General features: G+C 70.4%; 20 protein-coding genes. 10 read left to right on the top strand and 10 right to left on the bottom strand.

What is annotated here, in order from left to right; genetic code table 11:
* Positions 1 to 100 precede the first annotated feature (100 nt).
* Positions 101 to 289, bottom strand: a complete 189-nt coding sequence (locus ACH4VX_RS13000; RefSeq protein WP_398367457.1) for a hypothetical protein — start codon at positions 287 to 289, stop codon at positions 101 to 103.
* 606 nt (positions 290 to 895) lie between these two features.
* Here ACH4VX_RS13000 and ACH4VX_RS12995 point away from each other — a divergent pair.
* The 8 genes from ACH4VX_RS12995 (at position 896) to ACH4VX_RS12960 (ending at position 11576) form a co-directional block, all read left to right on the top strand.
* Entirely contained in the window at positions 896 to 4762 is a 3867-nt protein-coding gene (locus tag ACH4VX_RS12995; RefSeq protein ID WP_398367456.1) for a nitrate- and nitrite sensing domain-containing protein, read from the top strand.
* A 9-nt stretch (positions 4763 to 4771) separates the two neighbouring features.
* A complete protein-coding gene (locus tag ACH4VX_RS12990; RefSeq protein ID WP_004983056.1) occupies positions 4772 to 5185 on the top strand; it encodes a roadblock/LC7 domain-containing protein in 414 nt (137 codons plus the stop codon).
* Between the two features lie 111 nt (positions 5186 to 5296).
* A complete protein-coding gene (locus tag ACH4VX_RS12985) occupies positions 5297 to 5692 on the top strand; it encodes a DUF742 domain-containing protein (protein ID WP_004924977.1) in 396 nt (131 codons plus the stop codon).
* The gene (locus ACH4VX_RS12980; protein WP_398367455.1) at positions 5673 to 6263 is read left to right on the top strand and encodes a GTP-binding protein; all 591 of its coding nucleotides are present in this window, start codon (positions 5673 to 5675) and stop codon (positions 6261 to 6263) included. Before ACH4VX_RS12985 ends, ACH4VX_RS12980 begins: the two co-directional genes overlap by 20 nt.
* A gap of 376 nt (positions 6264 to 6639) precedes the next feature.
* Complete coding sequence (locus ACH4VX_RS12975) at positions 6640 to 9924, top strand: nitrate- and nitrite sensing domain-containing protein (RefSeq protein WP_398367454.1); 3285 nt, start codon at positions 6640 to 6642, stop codon at positions 9922 to 9924.
* A 10-nt stretch (positions 9925 to 9934) separates the two neighbouring features.
* Complete coding sequence (locus ACH4VX_RS12970) at positions 9935 to 10348, top strand: roadblock/LC7 domain-containing protein (protein WP_030948713.1); 414 nt, start codon at positions 9935 to 9937, stop codon at positions 10346 to 10348.
* Positions 10349 to 10441: 93 nt separating this feature from the next.
* Complete coding sequence (locus ACH4VX_RS12965; protein WP_398367453.1) at positions 10442 to 11014, top strand: DUF742 domain-containing protein; 573 nt, start codon at positions 10442 to 10444, stop codon at positions 11012 to 11014.
* Complete coding sequence (locus ACH4VX_RS12960) at positions 10995 to 11576, top strand: ATP/GTP-binding protein (protein WP_030216560.1); 582 nt, start codon at positions 10995 to 10997, stop codon at positions 11574 to 11576. The genes ACH4VX_RS12965 and ACH4VX_RS12960 overlap by 20 nt, the downstream gene beginning before the upstream one ends.
* A 276-nt stretch (positions 11577 to 11852) precedes the next feature.
* On the opposite strand, the gene ACH4VX_RS12955 is transcribed toward ACH4VX_RS12960, so the two are convergent.
* From ACH4VX_RS12955 to ACH4VX_RS12945, 3 genes are all read right to left on the bottom strand, one after another.
* Positions 11853 to 12047, bottom strand: a complete 195-nt coding sequence (locus tag ACH4VX_RS12955; RefSeq protein ID WP_398367452.1) for an acyl-CoA carboxylase subunit epsilon — start codon at positions 12045 to 12047, stop codon at positions 11853 to 11855.
* A 35-nt stretch (positions 12048 to 12082) separates the two neighbouring features.
* A complete protein-coding gene (locus tag ACH4VX_RS12950) occupies positions 12083 to 13666 on the bottom strand; it encodes an acyl-CoA carboxylase subunit beta (protein WP_398367451.1) in 1584 nt (527 codons plus the stop codon).
* A gap of 258 nt (positions 13667 to 13924) precedes the next feature.
* Complete coding sequence (locus ACH4VX_RS12945; protein WP_398367601.1) at positions 13925 to 14785, bottom strand: SDR family NAD(P)-dependent oxidoreductase; 861 nt, start codon at positions 14783 to 14785, stop codon at positions 13925 to 13927.
* Positions 14786 to 15067: 282 nt separating this feature from the next.
* Between ACH4VX_RS12945 and ACH4VX_RS12940 the strand changes: the two genes are divergently transcribed.
* Positions 15068 to 15313, top strand: a complete 246-nt coding sequence (locus ACH4VX_RS12940) for a hypothetical protein (protein ID WP_398367610.1) — start codon at positions 15068 to 15070, stop codon at positions 15311 to 15313.
* 71 nt (positions 15314 to 15384) lie between these two features.
* Positions 15385 to 15990, top strand: coding sequence for a YceI family protein (locus tag ACH4VX_RS12935; RefSeq protein ID WP_398367450.1), 606 nt, complete (start codon positions 15385 to 15387; stop codon positions 15988 to 15990).
* 106 nt (positions 15991 to 16096) lie between these two features.
* Here the strand turns inward: ACH4VX_RS12935 and ACH4VX_RS12930 are convergent, their stop codons facing one another.
* The 6 genes from ACH4VX_RS12930 to pruA form a co-directional block, all read right to left on the bottom strand.
* Positions 16097 to 17443, bottom strand: coding sequence for a hypothetical protein (locus ACH4VX_RS12930; protein WP_398367449.1), 1347 nt, complete (start codon positions 17441 to 17443; stop codon positions 16097 to 16099).
* A gap of 86 nt (positions 17444 to 17529) precedes the next feature.
* The gene (cimA, locus tag ACH4VX_RS12925) at positions 17530 to 19134 is read right to left on the bottom strand and encodes a citramalate synthase (protein WP_398367448.1); all 1605 of its coding nucleotides are present in this window, start codon (positions 19132 to 19134) and stop codon (positions 17530 to 17532) included.
* A 421-nt stretch (positions 19135 to 19555) separates the two neighbouring features.
* Complete coding sequence (locus ACH4VX_RS12920) at positions 19556 to 20644, bottom strand: branched-chain amino acid aminotransferase (RefSeq protein WP_398367447.1); 1089 nt, start codon at positions 20642 to 20644, stop codon at positions 19556 to 19558.
* Between the two features lie 251 nt (positions 20645 to 20895).
* Positions 20896 to 21939, bottom strand: coding sequence for a 3-isopropylmalate dehydrogenase (locus ACH4VX_RS12915; protein ID WP_398367446.1), 1044 nt, complete (start codon positions 21937 to 21939; stop codon positions 20896 to 20898).
* A gap of 67 nt (positions 21940 to 22006) precedes the next feature.
* A complete protein-coding gene (locus ACH4VX_RS12910) occupies positions 22007 to 22138 on the bottom strand; it encodes a hypothetical protein (RefSeq protein ID WP_106982032.1) in 132 nt (43 codons plus the stop codon).
* A 301-nt stretch (positions 22139 to 22439) separates the two neighbouring features.
* Positions 22440 to 24071: an L-glutamate gamma-semialdehyde dehydrogenase gene (gene pruA / locus ACH4VX_RS12905; protein ID WP_398367445.1), complete on the bottom strand. Its 1632-nt coding sequence runs from the start codon at positions 24069 to 24071 to the stop codon at positions 22440 to 22442.
* Between the last annotated feature and the right edge of the window lie 112 nt (positions 24072 to 24183).

Raw genomic sequence — 24183 nt, 5'->3', positions numbered from 1 at the left:
CTCGCCTCACGCAACGACGAGGGGCGCCCCCGTTGCCGTGGGGCGCCCCTCGTCCGGTGGGCCTTGAGTGTTTCGCGGCCGGTGTGCGTATGGACCGGTGTCACTGCGCGGCGTCGGCCGCGACCGGGATCTCCATGAGGACGGTGCGCTTGGGGTTGGCGGTCTGGGCCGGGAGGTCGACGGTGTGCTCCTGCTGGACCGGAGTCTGCAGTTCATCGGCGCCGTCCAGGTGCGCCAGCGTGGTGCGCCGCGGGTTGGCGATCTTGTGGAACATCGTCGTCGTCTTCACTGTTTACTTGACCCTGTCCTGTTCACGGGCGCCCGGAGGGGGTCGGAGACCCCGGCGAGGGCGCGGGTTGTCGGTTTCGCCATCCCTGTAAAGCGTCAGGCTAAACATGCAATTCCCCGCCGACCGTGGCCGAAGACCTTGATCAGGGTGTGAGTTTGCTCACGAGGTACCGGACAAACCACCCATTCCGACTCGCGCTCCATCGAGGTGGAATCGGACATTCACCCCCTGAAGCCATCATTCCGCTCCTGATCATGGCGACTGGGACACCCGGACCACCCCACCGACTCGCGGGCATACGTCCCTTATGGACGAGATCACTTTCTACCCCTGGTGATTCGTCACTCACGCGGTGTCACGTATCTCACGGGTAGGGCTGTGGGCCTTGTTGGAGATCCTGCACTGTGCTGGAATTCCACGGACCGCCGCAGGATCGAGCCGGCGCACAGGGGGCGCACAGACGCGCCGAGTGGCGGGCGAGAAGAGGGGAACCAGCGCCGGTCACTCACGACCACCACGGGGGCGTATTCAGGGCGCCCCTATGACGCCGACACCGTGCCTCGCCGTTCACGCGGAGGGGTGCCTGGTTCAGAGGTTGCGACGCTAGTGCAGGGACGTTTCAAGAGGGATGGCAGCGCTTCGGCGGAGCCGGAGCCGCAGGGCGGGACTGGCCCCAAGGCCGTCAGCTCCTCGCCCCAGCACGCCCAGATCCAGGGCCCGGACGCGGCCGGGAAGGGCGGTGAAGGGTCCGGCGCCACCGCGCCGAGCCCCGCCTCGGCCGCCCCGAAGAACCCGACCGGCCCGGGGTCGCGAGTAGCCCTGCGGAACTGGCGCATCTCGACCCGTCTGGTGTCGCTGCTCGCCCTCCCGGTGGTCGCGGCCACCTCGCTGGGCGCGCTGCGTATCAACCAGTCGATGGACGACATCCAGCAGCTCGACAACATGAAGCTGCTGACGGACATGACCAAGCAGGCCACCGAACTGGCCCACGCGCTCCAGGAGGAGCGCGACCAGTCGGCCGGCCCGCTGGCACACGGCGGCAAGGCCACCGACTTCTCGGTCAAGGGCTACCGCGAGAAGACCGACCGGGCGCGCAACCTCTTCATCGACAGCTCCGAGGAGATCGACGACGCCAGCAAGGACGGCAACCTCAAGGGCGTCCGCGACAACCTGGTGCAGCTCGCCGGTGAACTGGGCGAGCTCGAGAAGATCCGCAACACGGCGTTCCAGTCGGAGAAGAACTCCACGCAGACCGTCGAGGGTTACCACCGTCTGATCGAGAAGCTGGTCGAGCTCTCGCAGGACATGGCGGAGGCGACCAGCAACCCCGACATGATCCAGCGCACCCGCGCCCTGGCGTCCTTCTCCTCCGCCAAGGAGTACGCGTCGATCCAGCGCGCGGTCCTCGCCGCGGCGCTGCCCGCCAGCAACACCACCAAGGGCGAACTCTCCGACAACGACCGGCTCTACGCCGAGTCGGCGCTGGCGAGCCAGAAGTCCGAGATCCGCAGCTTCAAGAGCATCTACGGCGATGTCGCCGCCACCGAGCTGCTGCTGCCGATCGAGGAGGGCAACAGCACGATCAAGGCCACCGACGAGTACGCCGGGCGTGCCCTGGCCTCGGAGTTCGGCCTCTCGTCGGTCAGCAAGCGGTCCTACCGCGACTGGCTGGACGACAGCTCCACCAAGATCCAGCAGATGAAGAACATCGAGCTCACGCTGCTCGAGGACATGGAACAGAAGGCCCGTGAGCTGCGCAGCGCCACCGAGCGCGACGCGATCGTCTCCGGTGTGCTGATCCTGCTCGTGCTCGGTGTGTCGCTGGTCGGCGCCTTCGTCGTGGCCCGCTCCATGATCCGCTCGCTGCGCCGACTGGAGGAGACCGCCACCAGGGTCGCCCAGGAGCGGCTGCCCGAGCTGGTCAAGCAGCTGTCCGAGTCCGACCCGCAGGACGTCGACACGTCCGTGGAGTCGGTCGGTGTGCACTCCCGGGACGAGATCGGCAAGGTGGCCGCGGCCTTCGACGACGTGCACCGCGAGGCGGTCCGCCTCGCCGCCGAGCAGGCCCTTCTGCGGGGCAACGTCAACGCGATGTTCACCAACCTCTCGCGCCGCTCCCAGGGCCTGATCCAGCGCCAGCTGTCGCTGATCTCCGAGCTGGAGTCCCGCGAGGCCGACCCGGACCAGCTTTCCTCGCTGTTCAAGCTGGACCACCTCGCCACCCGTATGCGCCGTAACGGTGAGAACCTGCTGGTCCTCGCGGGTGAGGAGCCCGGCCGCCGGTGGACCCGTCCGGTCCCGCTGGTCGACGTCCTCCGTGCCGCCGCCTCCGAGGTGGAGCAGTACGAGCGCATCGAGCTGTCCTCCGTGCCGAGCACCGAAGTGGCCGGCCGCGTGGTCAACGACCTCGTGCACCTGCTCGCCGAGCTGCTGGAGAACGCGACCTCGTTCTCCTCGCCGCAGACCAAGGTCAAGGTCACCGGTCACGCGCTGCCCGACGGTCGCGTGCTGATCGAGATCCACGACACCGGTATCGGTCTGTCGCCGGAGGACCTGGCGGCGATCAACGAGCGGCTCGCCTCGCCGCCCACCGTGGACGTCTCCGTCTCCCGCCGCATGGGTCTGTTCGTGGTCGGCCGTCTGTCGCAGCGCCACGGCATCCGCATCCAGCTGCGTCCGTCCGACTCCGGTGGTACGACCGCGCTGGTCATGCTGCCCGTCGACGTCGCCCAGGGCGGCAAGAAGCCGCAGGGCAAGCCGGGTCAGCCGGGCGCGGGTGGCGGTGGCCCCGCCGCCGCGCAGGCGGCCGCGGGTGCCGCGGCCGCACGGCGTGCCGCCGGTGCCGGTCAGTCCGCGGGCGGTGCTCTCGGTGCCGGCGCGTCCGGCGGTGGCCTGCTCGGTGCCGGTCAGGGGCCGCGGGCCGCACTGCCCGGGCGGGACGGCGCGGGCCGGCCCGACGGAGCGCGGGGGCCGCAGGGTCAGCCGGGCAACTCCACGCCGTCGCTGTTCGACCGGGGTGCTCCCGGCCCGGCTCCGCAGGGCCGTCCGGCTCCGGCCGGTGCGGGTGCCGGCTTCGGTGGCCAGGCACCCGGTGTCCCGCAGGGCATGCAGGCCGCGGGTGCGGGCGGACTGCAGGAGCAGGACGCCTTCGGTGGCGGTCGCGGCCAGGTGCCGCCGCAGCGTGGCAGCGGAAAGCCCGAGCGCGGCCGTCGTCCGCAGCTGCCGCCGCGCGGTGGTGCGCGCCCGGAGCTGCCCGGCGGTGACCAGCAGCAGCCGCGCGTGCCCAGCTGGAGCGACGAGAACGCCCAGCCGCCGGTGCCGCGTGCTTCTCTGGACGCCCCGCGCGGTCACGAGGAGCCGGACGTCGCCCGGACCTCGGCCATGCCCCGGTTCGACGACCGGCAGGGCCCCGGTGCGACGGCGGAGATCCCCCGGTTCGACGAGCGTCAGAACCCCGGTGCGCCCGCCTACGGCGCCCCCGGTGCCGATGCCCCGCAGAACACGGGCCAGTACGCCCGGCCCGGTGCGAACGGTTCCCAGGACACGGGCCAGTACACCCAGCCCGGTATGAACGGCACCCAGAACACCGGCCAGTACACCCAGCCCGGTGCGAACGGCGCCCAGAACACCGGCCAGTACACCCGCGGTGACATCTTCGGCGCCCCGCAGGGCGGTCCGGGCGGGCAGAACCCGGCCGCGACGGGCCAGTTCCCCGCTCCGCAGGGTTACGACAACGGCTCCACCGGCCAGTTCCAGATGCCGGGCCAGGACAACGGTGCCACGGGCCGTCACTCCCTCCCGGAGCGTCCGAACACCGCGGGCCCGGCCGTCACCGGCCAGTACGAGCGTCCGCAGCCGAACGGCATGCACGGAGCCGGCCCGGGCGCCCCGCGTCCGCCGGCCCCGCAGCAGCGGCCGGTCCACCCGGAGCAGCAGGGCAACGGCGGTTCCGCGCAGCGGCCCGACGAGCGCGCGGTGTCCGACGCGTGGGCGCTGCCGCCCGCGTCCGGCCCGGGCGACGGCCGTACGCCGCTGTACGACACGCTGGAGACCAACTGGTTCCACGGTGGCGGCGGACAGGAGCAGGGCAACGACCCGGCTCCGGCACCCCAGCAGCAACAGCAACCCCAGCAGCCGCAGCAGCCGCAGGGCCCCACCGGCCCGCAGCGGTCCGCTTCCACCGCCTGGCGCAGCTCGCCCAACGACGAGCTGGTCCGGCAGGCCGAACGCGTCCGGCAGCCGGCCGCGGGCGGCGTCACCACCTCCGGCCTGCCGCGCCGGGTGCCCAAGGCGAACCTCGTCCCGGGCACGGCTCAGCAGCAACAGCACCAGAGCGGTCCCCAGGTCTCGCGCGCCCCCGATGACGTGCGCGGCCGGCTGACCAATCTCCGTCGGGGTATCGCACAGGGTCGTCAGGCCGGTACCACCCAGACCGGCAGCTTCCCGAACCCCACTCACCAGCAGGAGCGTTAGTTGAGCCCGATGAGCCAGGCGGCACAGAACCTCAACTGGTTGATCACCAACTTCGTGGACAACACCCCCGGGGTGTCCCACACCGTCGTCGTGTCCGCCGACGGCCTCCTGCTGGCACTGTCCGAGGGGTTCCCGCGCGACCGCGCGGACCAGCTCGCGGCCGTCGCTTCGGGACTGACCTCCCTGACGGCCGGCGCCTCCCGGATCTTCGAAGGCGGCAACGTGGCCCAGACGGTCGTCGAGATGGAGCGGGGATTCCTCTTCCTCATGTCCGTCTCGGACGGCTCGTCCCTGGCCGTTCTCGCGCACCCCGAGTGCGACATCGGCCTCGTCGGCTACGAAATGGCGCTCCTGGTGGACCGCGCGGGGGCGGTCCTCACCCCGGACCTGCGCGCCGAACTACAAGGAAGTCTGCTCCACTGATCGGCCCCGGCACCACCCGTCTCACCAAATCACCGTCCGGCCGCCACATTCCCCCCACCGGCCCCGTCAGACGGCTTGACTGACCGACTTGCTGTCCCGCCCGGAGGACCCATGACCCCGCCCACCGCCTCTCATGATCCGTATGCGGAACCGTACGAGGACGAGGGCGACCAGCCACTTGTGCGTCCCTATGCGATGACCGGTGGCCGGACCAGGCCGCGTTACCAGCTGGCCATCGAGGCACTGATCAGTACGACGGCCGACCCGGCAGCGCTCATGGGGCTCCTTCCGGAGCACCAGCGCATCTGCCATCTGTGCCGTGAGGTGAAGTCGGTCGCCGAGGTCTCGGCGCTGCTCAACATGCCACTGGGTGTTGCCCGGATCCTGGTGGCCGATTTGGCGGAGGCGGGACTCGTCGCCGTGCACCAGCCGGGCGGCGACGAGACGACCGGCGCCCCCGATGTGACACTGCTCGAAAGGGTGCTCAGTGGACTTCGCAAGCTCTAGCGGCGGGACGGTCTCCGACAGCCGTTCCACCACGTCCGCGAAGATCGTGGTGGCGGGCGGCTTCGGCGTGGGCAAGACCACGTTCGTCGGCGCCGTCTCGGAGATCAACCCGCTGCGTACGGAGGCCGTCATGACGTCTGCCTCGGCAGGCATCGACGACCTCACCCACACCGGGGGCAAGACCACCACCACGGTGGCCATGGACTTCGGCCGTATCACCCTGGACCAGGACCTGATCCTGTACCTGTTCGGCACGCCCGGCCAGGACCGCTTCTGGTTCATGTGGGACGACCTGGTGCGCGGCGCCATCGGCGCGGTGGTTCTGGTGGACACCCGCCGGCTGGCGGACTGCTTCCCGGCGGTGGACTACTTCGAGAACAGCGGGCTGCCCTTCGTGGTCGCCCTCAACGGCTTCGACGGCCAGCAGCCCTACCAGCCGGAAGAGGTGCGCGAGGCACTGCAGATCGGCCCCGACACCCCGATCATCACCACGGACGCCCGCCACCGCGCGGACGCGAAGAGTGCGCTGATCACACTGGTCGAGCACGCCCTTATGGCGCGTCTCAGGTAGAGAGAAACAAAAGGCGACATACAGCAGTTGTCGTAGATACACCGGGGTCGGCTGTGTCCTTTGACACGGCCGGTCCCGGTGTTCATAACGTTTCGGCAGAGGAATCGAGGGAGGTCGACACGCGACGCGTTCGCGCGGTACCGCTGCGCGCACGGACGGCCTGCCTTTTGCCGGTGCTCGCTCTTTATGACCGTTTTATCTGGGGCTTACATCACTCGGATTCCCCGCCTTCCACTGTTTGGAAGAGCGCTGGTCGGCATGCTGGAATGCCTGAACTGCCCATTAGTCAAAGACGTACTCCACAGTCGATGGCACACCGGGTTCTGAGACACAGCGGCACAACGATGGTGCCGACCGCCGAGAGGTTGTTGGTCGAGTGAGGCGAAGCAAGAACAGTCCCGAGCCGTCGGCCCGGGGCAACTTCACGCCGCCGCCGCGCACAGCGGCGCCCGCCCCCGTGCCCGGTCCCGAACCGACGGCCGCGCCCGCCAGGAGCGGAGGCAGCCTGTCCCCGCGCAACTGGCGGGTGACCACCAAGCTGAACGCGATCCTGCTCATACCCGTGCTGGTCGGTCTGGTCATGGGCGGCTTCCAGGTGAAGGGCTCGATCGACACCTGGAACGAGGCCGAGGACGCGGAGAACACCGCGCGTCTGGTGCGTGCCTCCCTCACCTACGCCAACGCCCTCTACAACGAGCGGGACGTCACCGCGGTCCCGCTGCTGCAGGGCAAGGGCAAGGACGACCCGGACGTCACCAAGGCCCGCGCCGCGACCGACAAGGCCGCCGACGCCTTCGACGAGGCCGCGCGGAGCATGCCGGACAAGCCCGGCCTGAAGCGCCGGATGGAGCTGTTCCGCGCGGCCGAGCCCCAGCTGACCGCGCTGCGCGCCGCGGCGTACACCTCCAAGCTCAAGGGTGTCGCGACCGAGGAGGGTTACGTCACCGTCGCCCACCCCCTGATGGAGTTCGCCAACGACCTCGGTCTCGGCACCGGCAACATCACCAGCTACGGACGTACGGTCTACGCGATCTCGCTGACCAAGTCGGCGCTGTCGCTGGAGCGCTCCATCGGCATGCACCTGCTGGTGAAGCCCGGCCCGACCGACAGCCAGCTCGCCAGCCAGCGCGTCGCCCTCACCTCCTACGCCTACCTCGAGCGCATCGCCATCGAGGAGTACAGGGGCGGTGGCACCGAGGCCGACGTGGAGAAGCTGGAGCAGACGGCACAGCGGATCCAGGCCGAGGGCACGACCATGGCCCGGGATGCCAAGCAGAAGGACCCCGACTACGTGGCGCCGCCCGCGAAGCCGGAGACGATGATCTCCGAGCTGGGCCGGCTCCCCTCCACGGACGCGGCCGCGCGCGGCGAACTGGCCGCCCAGGGCATCACCCCCGCCAACTGGTGGGCCGTGAACACCCTCAAGTTCGACGGTTACAGCGAGATCGAGTCCGACCTCACCGACTCCGCGGTGAGCGAGGCCGCGCAGGTCGCCGACGACGCCCAGCGCGACGCCTTCATCACCGGCGCCGCCGTCGTGATCGCCCTGCTCGCCGCGTTCATCCTGGCCGGCATGGTGGCCCGCCAGATGAGCCGCTCCATGCGCCAGCTGCGCAACGCCGCCTTCGGCATCGCCGAGCAGCGCCTCCCGATGCTGGTCGACCAGCTCTCCCGTACCGACCCCGGCCGGGTCGACACCAAGGTCGCGCCGATCCCGATCTCCTCCACCGACGAGATCGGCGAGGTCGCCCGCGCCTTCGACCAGGTCCACCGCGAGGCCGTCCGGCTCGCCGCCGAGCAGGCGCTGCTGCGGGGCAACATCAACGCGATCTTCACCAACCTGTCGCGCCGCAACCAGTCGCTGATCGAGGGCCAGCTGACCCTGATCACCGGCCTGGAGAACAACGAGGCCGACCCGGACCAGCTGGAGAACCTCTTCCGCCTGGACCACCTCGCGACCCGTATGCGCCGCAACGGCGAGAACCTCCTCGTCCTCGCCGGTGAGGAGCCCGGCCGCCGCTGGGACCAGCCGGTGCCGCTGGTCGACGTGTTGCGCGCCGCCTCCTCCGAGGTGGAGCAGTACGAGCGCATCGAGCTGTCCGGTGTCCCCGAGGCCGAGATCCACGGCCGCGCGGTGACCGACCTCGTGCACCTGCTCGCCGAGCTCCTGGAGAACGCCACCACGTTCTCCTCCCCGCAGACCAAGGTCCGCGTCACCGCGACCCGTCTCCCCGACGGCCGCGTGATGGTCGAGATCCACGACAAGGGCATCGGCCTCACCGCCGAGGACTTCGCGGACATCAACCACAAGCTGGCCAACCCGCCGACCGTGGACGTCGCGATCTCGCAGCGCATGGGCCTGTTCGTGGTCGGCCGGCTGTCCGACCGGCACGGCATCCGGGTCCAGCTGCGCCCCTCGGGCGAGCAGGCCGGCACCACGTCGCTGGTCATGCTGCCGGACGCGATCACCCACGGCGGTGGCGGCGAACAGCCGATGGAGCGCGACGAGTTCACGGTCTCGCAGATCATCCCCGAGCAGATCGTCCCCGAGCAGAACTTCCAGGGCGAGGACTTCAACCGGCAGCCGCTGCGCACCGCCGCGGAGCTGGGCTTCGACGACAGCCGTTACACGGAGGTCCCGGACGACATCCGCGATCTGGACCCGGTCGGCCGTTCCCTGATGCGCGAGGAGCGCCGGGCGGCCCTGGAGTCCCAGGCGCAGCCCGAGCCGACCGCCGCGAACGCCCAGGAGACGCCCGCCTACCCGGACGAGTTCACCGCCCCGCAGGGCTATGACAACGGCCAGGGTTACCAGGGCAACGGCCAGGGCTTCGACGGCGGCTACCCGGAGCAGCAGACCGCCGGGTACGACCAGCAGGCGTACGACAACGGGCAGCGGACGGCGTACGAGGATCCGCAGCAGCAGGCGTACGGCGAGGGGTTCTACGCGCCGGACGGCCGGCCGCCGCAGAACGACGCCTTCTCGTCCAACGGCGGCTACCCGGACCCCTCCTACCCGGAGCCGGTCCAGGACGGTCACGCGGCGGCGGGGGCCGCCGACCCCTTCTCGTCCTTCACCGGACGGCGCCAGGAGGACGACTGGCCGCAGCAGGACGGTTACCGGAACGGCTACCCGGACCAGTACCCTGCTCAGACCCCGGAATCGGAAAATACGCAGGCCGCTGACGCACGTGAGCAGGACAGCGTAGGCTTCGACCGTTCGGGACCGGCTGCCTCCGACGCACACGCGCTGACCGACGCCGGGCTTCCCCGCCGCGGATCCACCGCGGGCGGCGCGAACGGCTCGGGCGGCGCACACCGTGCGGACCAGGAGCCGCAGGCTTCCACTCCGGAAGGTGACGGCGACAACGGCTGGCGTTCGGCGAACGACGAGCGCTGGCAGCAGGCATCGTCGCTCCGGAAGCCCAAGGCCGGCGGAGTGACTTCCTCCGGTCTGCCGCGGCGAGTCCCCAAGGCCAACCTGGTCCAGGGAGCCGCCGAAACCACCCCTCAGGGAGGCCCCCAGGTCTCCCGCGCCCCGGAGGACGTCCGGGGCAGGCTGAGCAACCTGCGACGCGGTGTCCAAAAGGGCCGCAGCGCGGGCAGTGAAACGAACGGTCAGGGCTTCGGTTCTGACAGCACCTACAACCAGGAGCGTTAGTGTGAGCCCGATGAGCCAGGCGGCACAGAACCTGAACTGGTTGATCACCAACTTCGTGGACAACACCCCGGGGGTGTCCCACACGGTGGTGGTCTCCGCCGACGGACTCCTTCTGGCGATGTCCGAAGGCTTTCCCCGCGACCGCGCCGACCAGCTCGCGGCCGTCGCCTCCGGTCTGACGTCTCTGACGGCAGGCGCCTCCCGGATCTTCGAGGGCGGCAGCGTGAACCAGACGGTTGTGGAGATGGAGCGGGGATTCCTGTTCCTCATGTCCATTTCCGATGGTTCGTCGCTCGCGGTTCTCGCACATCCCGAGGCGGACATCGGCCTCATTGGGTACGAGATGGCCCTTCTGGTCGACCGAGCCGGTACGGTCCTGACGCCGGATCTTCGAGCGGAGCTCCAAGGGAGCCTTCTCAACTAAAGGACGGACGGTGCGTTTCGGCGTCCCCGGGCCGTAAGGTTTCGGGACGCGGCTCCACAGGATGGGTGCCAGGCACAGTCGGAGGAGGAGAAAGTGGCAACACCCCCAGACGGTTCATCCGCGGGCAACTGGTCGTACGGTCCTGCCCAGGGCCAGAACGACGGTTCCCAGAACCGGCACGGCTACTCCTCCGAGCCACGCCACCGGCAGCCGTACGCGCCGCAGGGCCCCGGCCCTTCGCCGTACGACCAGCCTCATGCCCCGCGCATCCAGCCGGTGCAGCCGCAACGCCGAGCACCCGAGCCGGCGCCCGCCGGGGCGTCGAGCAATCCCCTGGTGCGCCCGTACGCGATGACGGGCGGCCGCACCAGGCCGCGGTACCAGCTCGCCATCGAGGCGCTGGTGCACACCACCGCGCAGCCGCACCAGATGCAGGGCCAGTTGCCCGAGCATCAGCGGATCTGCAACCTCTGCCGGGAAATCAAGTCGGTGGCCGAGATCTCGGCCCTGCTGACCATCCCTCTCGGCGTGGCCAGGATCCTCGTCGCCGACTTGGCGGAGGCGGGACTGGTCGCCATCCATCAGCCCGGCGGCGACGAGAGCGCCGGCGGCCAGCCAGACGTGACACTGCTCGAAAGGGTGCTCAGTGGACTTCGCAAGCTCTAGCGGCGGTCCTTCCCGCTCCACCACCTCGGCGAAGATCGTGGTGGCGGGTGGCTTCGGCGTGGGCAAGACCACGTTCGTCGGGGCCGTTTCGGAGATCAACCCGCTGCGCACGGAGGCCGTCATGACGTCTGCCTCGGCAGGCATCGACGACCTCACCCACACCGGGGACAAGACGACCACGACGGTCGCCATGGACTTCGGCCGTATCACCCTGGACCAGGACCTGATCCTGTACCTGTTCGGCACGCCCGGCCAGGACCGCTTCTGGTTCATGTGGGACGACCTGGTGCGCGGCGCCATCGGCGCGATCGTGCTGGTGGACACCCGGCGTCTCGCCGACTGCTTCCCGGCGGTCGACTACTTCGAGAACTCGGGTCTCCCCTTCGTGATCGCCCTCAACGGCTTCGACGGCCAGCAGCCGTACCAGCCGGACGAGGTCCGGGAAGCTCTTCAGATCGGCCCCGACACCCCGATCATCACGACGGACGCGCGGCATCGTGCCGACGCGAAGTCGGCGCTGATCACTCTCGTGGAGCACGCCCTGATGGCCCGCCTCCGCTAGCGGCTGCCGCCGCCTGCGGCTTGGGAGTACCCCCTCCGGGCGAGGCATCCCGTAGGCGCCGAGCGGCGCGACAGCCTCCGCGGCCACTGGCTGCCGGGGGCTGTCGCATGCCGGGTGCGGGCAGTCCGTGGCCTGTCGCGCCCATGTGGCGGAGCCGCATGTCGTCACAGCCCCGCGCCCCTGAGGGGGTTGCCCGGACCGGCATGACAAGAGCGCCACCACGCCAACAAGCAGGGCCCCTCCCTTGTGGAGGGGCCCTGCTTGTCAGCGGTGAGGTCAGCGCCAGCTGTGGGGGGCGCGGAAGCCCGGTTCGCGTTCCAGGCGGCGCCAGCCGGCGCGGGCGCGGCCGCGGTGGGCCGAAGCCTCGGCGGACGGCTGCGCGGCAGCCCTGGCCAGCAGGATCGCCGTGATCGCGGCGACCTCCTCCGGCCCGGCGTGCCCCTTCTCGACACGGATGTCAGGTGTGCTCATGGCTATCGGTCTCCCTGGGAGAGATGTCCGCCGGGTTACTGCGGCGGGTTGCCGTGCTTGCGGGACGGCAGGTCGGCGTGCTTGGTCTGCAGCATCGCCAGCGAACGGATCAGCACCTCACGCGTCTCCGCGGGGTCGATCACGTCGTCGACCAGACCGCGCTCGGCCGCGTAGTACGGGTGCATCAGCTCGGACTTGTACTCCTTGACCATGCGCGCCCGCATGGCGTCGGGGTCCTCGGCGTCGGCGATCTGACGGCGGAAGATGACGTTGGCCGCACCCTCCGCGCCCATCACGGCGATCTCGTTCGTCGGCCAGGCGTACGTCAGGTCGGCGCCGATGGACTGGCTGTCCATGACGATGTAGGCGCCGCCGTACGCCTTGCGCAGGATCAGCGAGATCCGCGGCACGGTGGCGTTGCAGTAGGCGTAGAGCAGCTTGGCGCCGTGGCGGATGATGCCGCCGTGCTCCTGGTCGACGCCCGGGAGGAAGCCGGGGACGTCCAGGAAGGTGAGGATCGGGATGTTGAAGGCGTCGCACATCTGGACGAAGCGGGCGGCCTTCTCGGACGCCTCGATGTCCAGCACGCCCGCCAGCGACTGCGGCTGGTTGGCGACGATGCCGACGACCTGGCCGTCCATCCGGGCCAGGGCGCAGATGATGTTGCGCGCCCAGCGCTCGTGGACCTCCAGGTACTCGCCGTCGTCGACGATCTCCTCGATCACCTTGGCCATGTCGTACGGCCGGTTGCCGTCGGCGGGGACCAGGTCCAGCAGGACGTCGCCACGGCGCTCCGCGGTGTCGGAGCACTCCACGCGGGGCGGGTTCTCCCGGTTGTTCTGCGGGAGCAGGGAGAGGAGGTAGCGCACCTCGTGGATGCACGTCTCCTCGTCGTCGTAGGCGAAGTGGCAGACACCGGAGGTCTCGGCGTGCACGTCCGCGCCGCCCAGGCCGTTCTGGGTGATCTCCTCGCCGGTGACCGCCTTGACGACGTCCGGGCCGGTGATGAACATCTGTGAGGTGTCACGGACCATGAACACGAAGTCCGTCAGGGCGGGGCTGTAGGCCGCACCGCCCGCACAGGGGCCGAGCATCACGCTGATCTGCGGGATGACGCCGGACGCCTTGGTGTTGCGCTGGAAGATGCCGCCGTATCCGGCGAGGGCGGAGACGCCCTCCTGGATGCGGGCGCCGGCGCCGTCGTTCAACGACACCAGCGGCGCGCCGGCCGCGATGGCCATGTCCATGATCTTGTGGATCTTGGTGGCGTGGGCCTCGCCCAGCGCGCCGCCGAAGATCCGGAAGTCATGGGCGTAGACGAAGACCGTGCGGCCCTCGACGGTGCCCCAGCCGGTGATCACACCGTCCGTGTACGGCTTCTTCTCCTCCAGACCGAAGCCGGTGGCCCGGTGCCGGCGCAGCTGCTCGACCTCGCGGAAGGACCCCGGGTCCAGCAGCAGTTCGATGCGCTCCCGCGCGGTCAGCTTGCCCTTGGCGTGCTGCGCCTGGGTCGCCTTCTCGCTCGGGCCGGCCAGTGCCTGGGCACGGATCTCGTGCAGTTCGGCCACGCGTCCGCGCGCGTCGGTCGGCTCACCCGGCGCCTCATCCAAAACGGTCATGTAGTGACCTTACGAAGCCCACCTGGAAATGCGAGCCGTCGACTCCTCACAGTCTCCGGGGCGTTTTCCTGGTACCCCTGAACAGAACCTTGGCGGCATGCAGCCGTTCCGACTGCTCAGAGGGCGTCCGGCTTGTAGAGGTCGCACAAAGACGTCATCTGAGAGTCACCTCACATTCATGGGTGGCGCATGCACCCGTTCGGGTCTGTTCGCGTGCCCGGAGCCCAGCGGTGGCGGTGGTCCGCTCGCGCCGGGGTCTCAGCCGAAGCGGTCCAGAAGCTTGTGGTAGAGGCCGGGGGTGAGGGCACGTACCCGGGAGGGGAGGGTGAGCCAGGTGGGGACGTAGGCCTCGTCGCGCCCCTGGGAGACGGCGTTCCAGACGGCGGCCGCGACCCGGCCGGGCGAGGTGGGCCGCGGGTGGGAGCGGCGGTACGGCGTGCCGCGGCGGGCGAAGAAGCCCGTCTCGACGGGGCCGGGCACGACGAGCGTCACCCCCACGCCCGTACCGCGCAGTTCCTGCCGGAGCGCCTCGGCGAAGGCGGCCAGCCCGGCCTTGGCGGCGGAGTACACCGCCTCCTCCCGTACGCCCACGGAGCCGGCCACCGAGCCGACGAGCACCACCCGGCCGTCGCCGGCCGTCACCATCGCGGGCAGCACCTCCCGTACGAGGTGCAGCGTCGCGTTGAGGTCCAGGAACAGCACCCGGTCGATGTCGGTGTGCGGCATCGTCAGGAACGGCCCCGCCCAGCCGATGCCCGCCCCGGCGACCAGCACGTCGATGCGTCCGGTCTCCCGCAGCGCGGCCTCCGCCAGCATCCTGGCCCCGTCCGGCGCGGCGAGGTCGGCGGGCAGCAGGACCGCCGAGGTGCCGGACGCCGTCTCCTCCAGCCGTCGCCGGTCCCGGCCGCTGAGCAGCAGCTGCCAGCCCCCGGCGGCGAAGCGCCGCGCGGTGGCCGCGCCGATGCCCGAGGAGGCGCCGGTGACGAGGGCGACACGCCGGTCCGTGCGCGGCGGCCCGTGGCCGCGCGCCGCCGCCGGGGCGGAGGCGGCGGCACGGGCGGCACCGTGTGCGGGGTCCGCCGGGGGGTCGTAGGTGGAACCGGAGCCGGTGGTGGTCACGAGTCGGTCTCCCATGCGCTGTCGCTGCGGGTCCTCGTCATCCAGGACACCCCCACTCCGGTGCACCTCGCCAGCGCTGGAGCCCGTCCGCCCGGTCCGCTCCGGCCCCCGCCGGCGGGTGGTGCCGGGCTCCCGGGGGCCGGTGCGGCGCGCCGCAGGACCACTCCTGCGGGCGGGGATTCGGCCAGGCGGGCGTACGGCGGGCACGCGGCCACGTGCGCCGGGATACGAAGGGGAGACCCTTCCGTACCCGGTCCGTCCGGTTCCCGTGGCGAGGTCACCGTGCGTCTGCCGCTCGTCCACCCCGGCGCCCTGATGTACTCCGAGATCTTCCCCCGGCTCGAACCGCTGGGCCTGGAGCGGGTGGCGGGCGCCGCCCGCGCGGCCGGTCACGAGGTCCGGGTCGTCGACCTCCGGGTATCGCGCCGCAACAGCTCCACCAGGACCGCGACCGAGGACGCGACCGGCGAGTACCACCCGTTCCGGCGGCTCGATCGCGACACCTTCGGCAGACATGTTGAAAGTTAAAGGGAATAGGCCTACGGTGGGTCCCGTTGAATTAGTTGAACATTCAACGGGACCCCTTCAGGAGGAGCACCATGGGCATCTTCGGCCGCAAGGACAACGAGACCGCCACCGCGACCACCACCGCGGTGAACCCGGACCTGGCCGCGCTGACCGGCGACTACACGATCGACCCCGCGCACAGCACGTTCGGCTTCGTCGCCCGGCACGCCATGGTCACCAACGTCAAGGGCAGCTTCCAGGACTTCACCGGCGCGCTGCACCTCGACGGCACCGACCCGGCCAAGTCCACGGCCACCGTCGACGTGGTGATGGACAGCATCGAGACGGGCAACGCCGACCGTGACGGCCACCTGAAGAGCGCCGACTTCTTCAAGACGGACGAGTTCCCGGCGATGACCTTCCGCACCACCGGGGCGGAGGCCCTCGGCGGCGACGACTACCGCATCACCGGTGACCTGACCATCCTGGGCACCACCAAGCCGCTCACCATCGACCTCGAGTTCAACGGCGCCGCGACCGACCCGTTCGGCAACCAGCGCGTCGGCTTCGAGGGCAAGGCGGAGATCCTGCGCTCCGAGTGGGGCCTGACCTGGAACGCGGCGCTGGAGACGGGCGGCGTCCTGGTCTCCGACAAGATCAAGCTGAACTTCGACATCTCGGCGATCCGCAACGCCTGATCCCGCCGACGGCGCCCCGCCCGGCGCCTCCGAGCGCGCCCGCCCCCCGGCTCCCCCGTACGGGAGGGCGGGCGCTCGGCGTGTCCGGGGAAGACCCCGCGACGGCTCAGAAGCCGCCGCCGAAGTCCCCGCCGCCGCCGAAGTCGCCTCCGCCGAAACCGCCGCCCCCGCCGAAGTCACCACCGAAGTCGCCGCCGTCGAAGTCCGCACCCGAGACGTCACCGCCGCCGAAGTCCCCGTAACCGGCGCCGTAGTCGGACGCGTAGGCGGGGCCTGCCATCATGCCGCCGAGCATGGTGCCGACGAGCAGTCCGGGCAGCAGGCCGCCGCCGAAGTAGCCGCCGGCCCAGGGGCCGTACGCGGGACCGGCGTCCCAGTAGGGACGGCGCCCGTACTCGGTGTCGACCTCGCGGACGGCGGGGTCGAGGCCGTCGGCCAGCCGGGTCCGGTCGGCCGCGCACACCGGGACCTCGCGCTCGGCGCCGCCCGGCGGCGTCCAGACGGCGTCGGTGACCGAGGGGCCGTGGCGCGGGTCGAAGAAGCAGGGCGGGCGGCGCTCCGGCAGCGGGCGTCCCTCCCGGCGCGCGGCGAGGGAGGCGAGGGCGAAGCGGCCGTCCTCCACGGCCTGGGTGACGGCCCGGACGTCCTCCGGTTTGCGGGCCGCGGCCATGAACGACTTCGACCGCTCGTAGGCGTCCAGCGCATGCTCGTAGTCCGCGCGCATCGCGTCGTCCGCGCCGGGCTCGCCCGGGTGGAAATCGAGGCGGTCGAGTTCCTCGCCGAACGCGGTGATGTCCTCGTCCACCACCACCCGCAGCTTCTCCAGCGCGGCCCGCTGCTCCTCCTCGCGGCGGCGCCGGTTGCGGCGGACCAGGGCGTACGTGCCCGCGCCGCCGGCCGCCAGCACCGCGCCGACGGTGATCAGCCCGCCGACGGGGACGTCGCCGCCGGATCCGTCGCTCCAGGAGTTCGGCGCGGAGCCGCCGGTGTTGCGCAGCGCGTTGTCGACGAAGTCGTTCAGCTGGGCCTTGGCGTCACCGGCGCCCTGCACGGACATGACCAGGTTCCGCACGCCCTGGCGGCTGAGCACGCTGCTGTCGGCACGCGCGTCGAACTCGTCGCCGAGACGGATGCCGTACAGACCGGTGACGCCGGTCTCGGTGCGCAGGTTCTGGAAGAGGTTCTGCGTCGGTTGGTCCGCCGGGAGGACCGCGACGAAGACCGGTTCGTCCGCTTCCTCGATCTTGTCGGCGAGGGCCTCGGCGTCGGACTTCGCCAGGATGTCCTGGGCCTCGGGATCGACGTAGACGGGACTCTCGCGCAACGCGCGGGCGATCTCCGAGACGTCGGTGGCCGCCTGCGCCCCGGGCGCACCGGCCGTCAGGACCGCCAGTACGGCGGCCACCGGCACGATCAGCAGGCGTACGAGGGTACGCATCGACGCGTCCTTCATATCTTCGAAGCTACCCGAATCCAGCCGGAAACGGGCATCCGGACCGGCAGGGGTTACCGAGACCGCCCCTGCCGGTCCGGGATCTCCTACGACGCCGGCTCCACTCCGGCCCGCAGCAGCCCGTACGCGTAGGCGTCCTCCAGCGCCTGCCAGGACGCGGCGATGACGTTGTCGGCGACGCCCACCGTCGCCCACTCCCCCGCCCCGTCGGACGTGGAGATCAGGACGCGGGTGGTGGACTGGGTGCCGTGCTTGCCCTCGAGGATGCGGACCTTGTAGTCGACCAGCTCCAGCTTGGCGAGCTGCGGGTAGATCTTCTCCAGGGCGACGCGCAGGGCGCGGTCCAGGGCGTTGACCGGGCCGTTGCCCTCCGCGGTGGCGACGATGCGTTCGCTCTTGGCCCACAGCTTCACCGTGGCCTCGTTGGCGTGGGTGCCGTCGGGGCGGTCCTCGACGATCGCGCGCCAGGACTCGACGTCGAAGTACTTCAGCGGCCTGCCCTCGGCCTCCGCGCGCAGCAGCAGCTCGAAGGAGGCGTCGGCCGCCTCGTACGTGTAGCCCTTGAGCTCGCGCTCCTTGACCCGCTCGACGACCCGGCCGACCAGTTCGCGGTCGCCGCCGAGGTCGATGCCGAGTTCCTTGCCCTTGAGCTCGATGGAGGCGCGTCCGGCCATGTCGGAGACCAGCATCCGCATGGTGTTGCCGACCTGCTCGGGGTCGATGTGCTGGTAGAGGTCCGGGTCGACCTTGATCGCGGAGGCGTGCAGTCCGGCCTTGTGCGCGAAGGCGGAGACACCGACGTACGGCTGGTGCGTGGACGGGGTGAGGTTGACGACCTCGGCGATGGCGTGCGAGATGCGGGTCATCTCCCGCAGCCGGCCCTCGGGCAGGACCTGCTTGCCGTACTTCAGTTCCAGGGCGGCCACGACCGGGAACAGGTTGGCGTTGCCGACCCGTTCGCCGTAGCCGTTGGCCGTGCACTGGACGTGGGTGGCGCCCGCGTCGACGGCGGCGAGGGTGTTGGCGACCGCGCAGCCGGTGTCGTCCTGGGCGTGGATGCCGAGCCGGGCACCGGTGTCGGCGAGCACGGTGGAGACCACGGCCTGGATCTGCGCCGGGAGCATGCCGCCGTTGGTGTCGCACAGGACGACGACGTCCGCACCGGCCTCGGAGGCGGCGCGGACCACCGCCTTCGCGTACTCGGGGTTGGCGCGGTAGCCGTCGAAGAAGTGCTCGCAGTCGACGAAGACCCGGCGGCCCTCCCCCTTGAGGAAGGAGACCGTGTCGCGGACCATCTCCAGGTTCTCGTCGAGGGTGGTGCGCAGGGCGAGCTCGACATGGCGGTCGTGGGACTTCGCGACCAGCGTGATCACCTGTGCGCCGGAGTCGAGGAGCGCCTTGACCTGGGGGTCCTTCGCGGCGGTGGCGCCGGCGCGGCGGGTGGCGCCGAAGGCGACCAGCTGGGCGTGCCGGAACTCGATCTCCTGTTGGGCGCGGGCGAAGAACTCGGTGTCCCGCGGGTTCGCGCCGGGCCAGCCGCCCTCGATGAAGCCCACGCCGAACTCGTCCAGGTGCCGGGCGATGGCGAGCTTGTCGGCGACCGTGAGGTTGATGCCCTCGCGCTGGGCGCCGTCGCGCAGGGTGGTGTCGAAGACGTGGAACGAGTCGTCGGGCTCGCTGGTTGCGGTCATGGTCTGAAGGCTCCTGAGTTGATCTCGGTCTACCGGAATGACCGGTTCCACCGTTCCCCCATGGTCCCTCGCGCCCCGTTCCCGGCCGCGGGTGGGGCCAGGAAACAGAAAAACCTCTCGCGGGTGCGAGAGGTCTGCGCGCGGGTCGAGGACGACGGTGTCCGCCCGTACGGTGTCGTACGTGCGGTCACTGCGGACCGGCGCGCCTGCTGCCAATAATCGTGGCGAACGAGAGCACGGGGGCAGTCTGGCACAATCCGCCCCCATGCTCACGATCCGTCTCAGGATGCGGGCGGTGGGTGTTCACCCACAGGAGCCGGGGTCTAGGAGATGCCGTTTGGATCTTGCCGAGCCGGGCGGGGTCCGGCACGCACCTCTGAGGCGCCGTCACCTGAAGCCGGCCTGATCCAGACGACACCCCCTAGCCCAGCGGGTGCATCCAGCCGTGCTTGTCCTCGGCGGTGCCGCGCTGGATGTCGAGGAGGGCCCGGCGCAGACGGAGGGTGACCTCGCCGGGCTCGCCGCCGCCCTGCCGCCATTCGGCGCCGGCCCGCTTCACCGTGCCGACCGGGGTGATGACGGCCGCCGTACCGCAGGCGAAGACCTCGGTGAGGGTGCCGTTCTCCGAGTCGCGCTGCCACTGCTCGACGGAGACGCGCTCCTCGACGGCCTCGTAGCCGAGGTCGCGGGCGACGCTCAGCAGGGAGTCGCGGGTGACGCCCTCCAGGATGGAGCCGCTGAGGGTGGGGGTGACGATTTTGTCGCCGTAGACGAAGTACAGGTTCATGCCGCCCAGTTCCTCGACCCACTGGTGCTCGACCGCGTCGAGGTAGCAGACCTGGTCACAGCCCTTGGTGGCGGCCTCGGCCTGGGCGAGCAGGGAGGCCGCGTAGTTGCCGCCGGTCTTGGCGTCACCCATGCCGCCGGGGACGGCGCGGACGCGGTCCTCGGAGACCCAGATGGAGACGGGCTTCACGCCGCCCGGGAAGTAGGCGCCGGCCGGGGAGGCGATGACGAGGAACAGGTACTCGTTGGCGGGCTTCACACCCAGCCCGACCTCGGTGGCGATCATGAAGGGGCGCAGGTAGAGGGACTCCTCGCCGCCGTGCGCCGGCACCCATGCCTTGTCCTGGGTGACGAGGGCGTCGCACGCCTCGATGAAGGTCTCGACCGGCAGTTCGGGCATCGCGAGGCGCTTGGCGGAGCGCTGGAAGCGCTCGGCGTTCTTCTCCGGGCGGAAGGTGGCGACGGAACCGTCGGGCCGGCGGTATGCCTTCAGGCCCTCGAAGATCTCCTGCGCGTAGTGCAGGACGGTGGTCGCGGGGTCGAGGGAGATCGGCGCGTACGGGACGAGCTGGCCGTCGTGCCAGCCGCGGCCCTCGGTCCACCTGATCGTCACCATGTGATCGGTGAAGTGGCGGCCGAACCCGGGGTTGGCCAGGATCGCCTCGCGCTCTGCGTCGATGAGCGGGTGCGCCGAGGGCTTGAGCTCGATCGTGGGCGTGGTCATGAGTGGTTGTCCTTCACCGGTTGTAGTGACGGGCCGCGCACACGCCCGTACGGCCGGTGGCCAGTACCAGGGCGTCCGAGCATTCCCTCATTCCGCGGCTCCGCGTTCGATTATCGCCCGGAGGTGACGGCGGAAGAAACAGGGTGGATGCGGCCCGGTGGTCGATGGTGACACCCGGCGGGGACAGGGGGAAGCCGCCGGGTGCGGATGCGACCCGGCGGCTTCGAATGTTTTCGACAGAGCGCGCCGGATCAGCCGGCTACTCGTGCGGCGAGCGCGTCGCCGATCTCCGAGGTGCTGCGGGCGGGCAGACTGCCGCGCTCCGCGAGGTCGGCGGAGACGGCGTCCTCGATGCGGGCCGCCTCGGCCTCGTACCCGAGGTGGCGCAGCAGGAGGGCGACGGACAGGACCGTGGCGCTGGGGTCGGCCTTGCCCTGCCCGGCGATGTCCGGGGCCGAGCCGTGCACGGGCTCGAACATGGACGGATACGCGCGGTCCGGGTTGATGTTGCCGGAGGCCGCGACGCCGATGCCGCCGGAGACGGCCGCGGCGAGGTCGGTGATGATGTCGCCGAAGAGGTTGTCGGTGACGATGACGTCGAAGCGGGCCGGGTCGGTGACGAGGTAGATCGTCGCGGCGTCGACGTGGATGTAGTCGGTGGTGACCTCGGGGTACTCCTCGGCCACCTTGTTGAAGACGTTCGTCCACAGGTGGCCGGCGAAGGTCAGCACGTTGTTCTTGTGGACCAGCGTGAGCTTCTTGCGCGGGCGGGCCTGGGCGCGGGCGAAGGCGTCGCGGACCACGCGCTCGACACCGAAGGCCGTGTTGACGGACACCTCGGTGGCGACCTCGTGCGGCGTGCCCTTGCGGATGGTGCCGCCGTTGCCCGTGTACGGGCCCTCGGTGCCCTCGCGGACCACGACGAAGTCGATCTCCGGCTGGCCGGCGAGCGGGGTGGCCACACCGGGCAGGAGCTTGCTCGGCCGCAGGTTGACGTGGTGGTCGAAGGCGAAGCGGAGCTTGAGCAGGAAGCCGCGCTCGAGGACGCCGGACGGGACGCTCGGGTCGCCGATGGCGCCGAGCAGGATGGCGTCGTGCCGCTTCAGCCCGTCGAGGTCGGCGTCGGTGAGGGTCTCACCGGTGGCGTGGTAGCGCTTGGCGCCGAAGTCGTACTCCTTGGTCTCCAGCTTCACATCCTGCGGAAGGACGGCGAAGAGGACCTTGAGACCTTCGGCCACGACCTCCTGGCCGATGCCGTCACCGGGGATCACTGCGAGATTGATGCTGCGAGACATGCGGGCACCCTACTCCTCGTCCCACGAGATGACATACGGAGTCCGGCATACGGACGCCGTCGGCGTGTCAGTGGCCGGTCGAGCCGCCGTTGTCCCTGCGGTCGAGGGCGCGCTGGAGCGCCGCGGCGGCGTTCTTGCGGTCGGATTCGCTGGTGCGGGAGGTGTGGCGGACGCGGCGGCGGACGGTCGTCTCGGCCATGGGTCATCGACTCCTTCGGCATACGTGGAGTGCGGAAAGGGGTTTACGAGACGCCGGATGGGCGGGGAGCGACGGACCGCAGGGGTTGCCTGCGCGGGTCCGGCTCACGACCGCCGTTCGCTTGATCGAGCGAGTCGTTCGGCTCCTACAAAGCTAGAGGAGCGGACCGCGCCTGTCTGCACAATTACTCGGACTTCCTACTATCTGAGACGGCGGACCGGGTCACACCGCTCCCACCTGCGAAAACACCGAACGGACCAGGTCGGGGGGTGACCTGGCCCGTTCGGGGTCGGGGTGGGCGTCAGCCCATGTGCGGGTATCCGTAGTCGGTCGGCGGGACCAGCGTCTCCTTGATGGCGCGGGTCAGGGTCCAGCGCATCAGGTTCTGCGGGGCACCGGCCTTGTCGTTGGTGCCGGAGGCACGGCCGCCGCCGAAGGGCTGCTGGCCGACGACGGCGCCGGTCGACTTGTCGTTGATGTAGAAGTTGCCGGCCGCGTAGCGCAGCTTCTCCATCGTGTACGCCGCCGCCGCGCGGTCGCCCGCGATGACCGAGCCGGTGAGGGCGTAGTCGGACACCGACTCCATCTGGGTCAGCATCTCGTCGTACTTCTCGTCGTCGTAGACGTGCACGGCGAGGATCGGTCCGAAGTACTCGGTGCGGAACACCTCGTTCTCCGGGTCGGAGCACTCGATGACCGTCGGACGCACGAAGTAGCCGACCGAGTCGTCGTAGGAGCCGCCCGCGACGATCGTGCAGGCCGGGTCCTCCTTGGCGCGGTCGATGGCGGCCTTGTTCTTGGCGAAGGACCGCTCGTCGATGACGGCGCCGATGAAGTTCGACAGGTCGGTGACGTCACCCATGGTGATGTAGTCGACCTCGGCGGCGAAGTCCTCCTTGAAACCGGAGTTCCAGATCGACGCCGGGATGTACGCGCGCGAGGTGGCGCTGCACTTCTGTCCCTGGTACTCGAAGGCACCGCGGGTCAGGGCGGTCTTGAGGATCGCGGGGTCGGCGCTCGGGTGGGCGACGACGAAGTCCTTGCCTCCGGTCTCGCCGACCAGACGCGGGTAGGTGCGGTACTTCTCGATGTTCCGGCCGACCGTCTTCCACAGGTGCTGGAAGGTCTTGGTCGAGCCGGTGAAGTGGATGCCGGCCAGGTCCCGGTGCTCGAGGGCGACCTCGGAGACCTCGATGCCGTCACCGGTGACGAGGTTGATGACGCCCTTGGGCAGGCCCGCCTCCTCCAGCAGCTTCATCAGCAGCACGGCGGCGTGGGTCTGGGTCGGGGACGGCTTCCAGAGGACGACGTTGCCCATCAGCGCGGGCGCGGTCGGCAGGTTGGCCGCGATGGCGCTGAAGTTGAACGGCGTGATCGCGTAGACGAAGCCCTCCAGCGGGCGGTGGTCCATGCGGTTCCACACGCCCGGCGAGTTGGCCGGGGGCTGCTCGGCGAGGATGCCGCGCGCGTAGTGGACGTTGAACCGCCAGAAGTCGACCAGCTCGCAGGGACTGTCGATCTCGGCCTGCTGGGCGGTCTTGGACTGGCCCAGCATGGTGGAGGCGGCGATGGTCTCGCGCCAGGGGCCGGCCAGCAGTTCGGCGGCGCGCAGGATGATCGCCGCGCGGTCGTCGAACGACATCGCGCGCCAGGCGGGCGCGGCGGCGAGGGCCGCGTCGATGGCGTCCTGGGCGTCCTGCCGGGTGGCGTTGGCGTAGGTGCCCAGGCGGGCCTTGTGGTTGTGCGGCTGCACGACGTCGAAGCGCTCGCCGCCGCCCATCCGCTTCTCGCCGCCGATGGTGCAGGGGAGGTCGATCGGGTTGTCGGCCAGCTCCTTGAGCCTGGCCTCCAGCCGGGCACGCTCGGGCGTCCCGGGGGCGTAGCCGTGCACCGGCTCGTTGACGGGGGTGGGGACCTGGGTCACAGCGTCCATGGGTGGCGTAACTCCTTGTCGTGAGCGGTGTGGTGTCAGCCCTTGGTGATCATGTTTCGTGCGGAGAACCGCGGGTCGGCGGGCTTCTCCGCGAGCCGCCTCATGCCGTGCC

It is taken from the genome of Streptomyces sp. NPDC020731 (genome assembly GCF_044334705.1).
In the GTDB taxonomy this organism is placed as follows: Bacteria; Actinomycetota; Actinomycetes; order Streptomycetales; family Streptomycetaceae; genus Streptomyces.
This window is presented reverse-complemented; position numbering and strand designations above follow the sequence as displayed.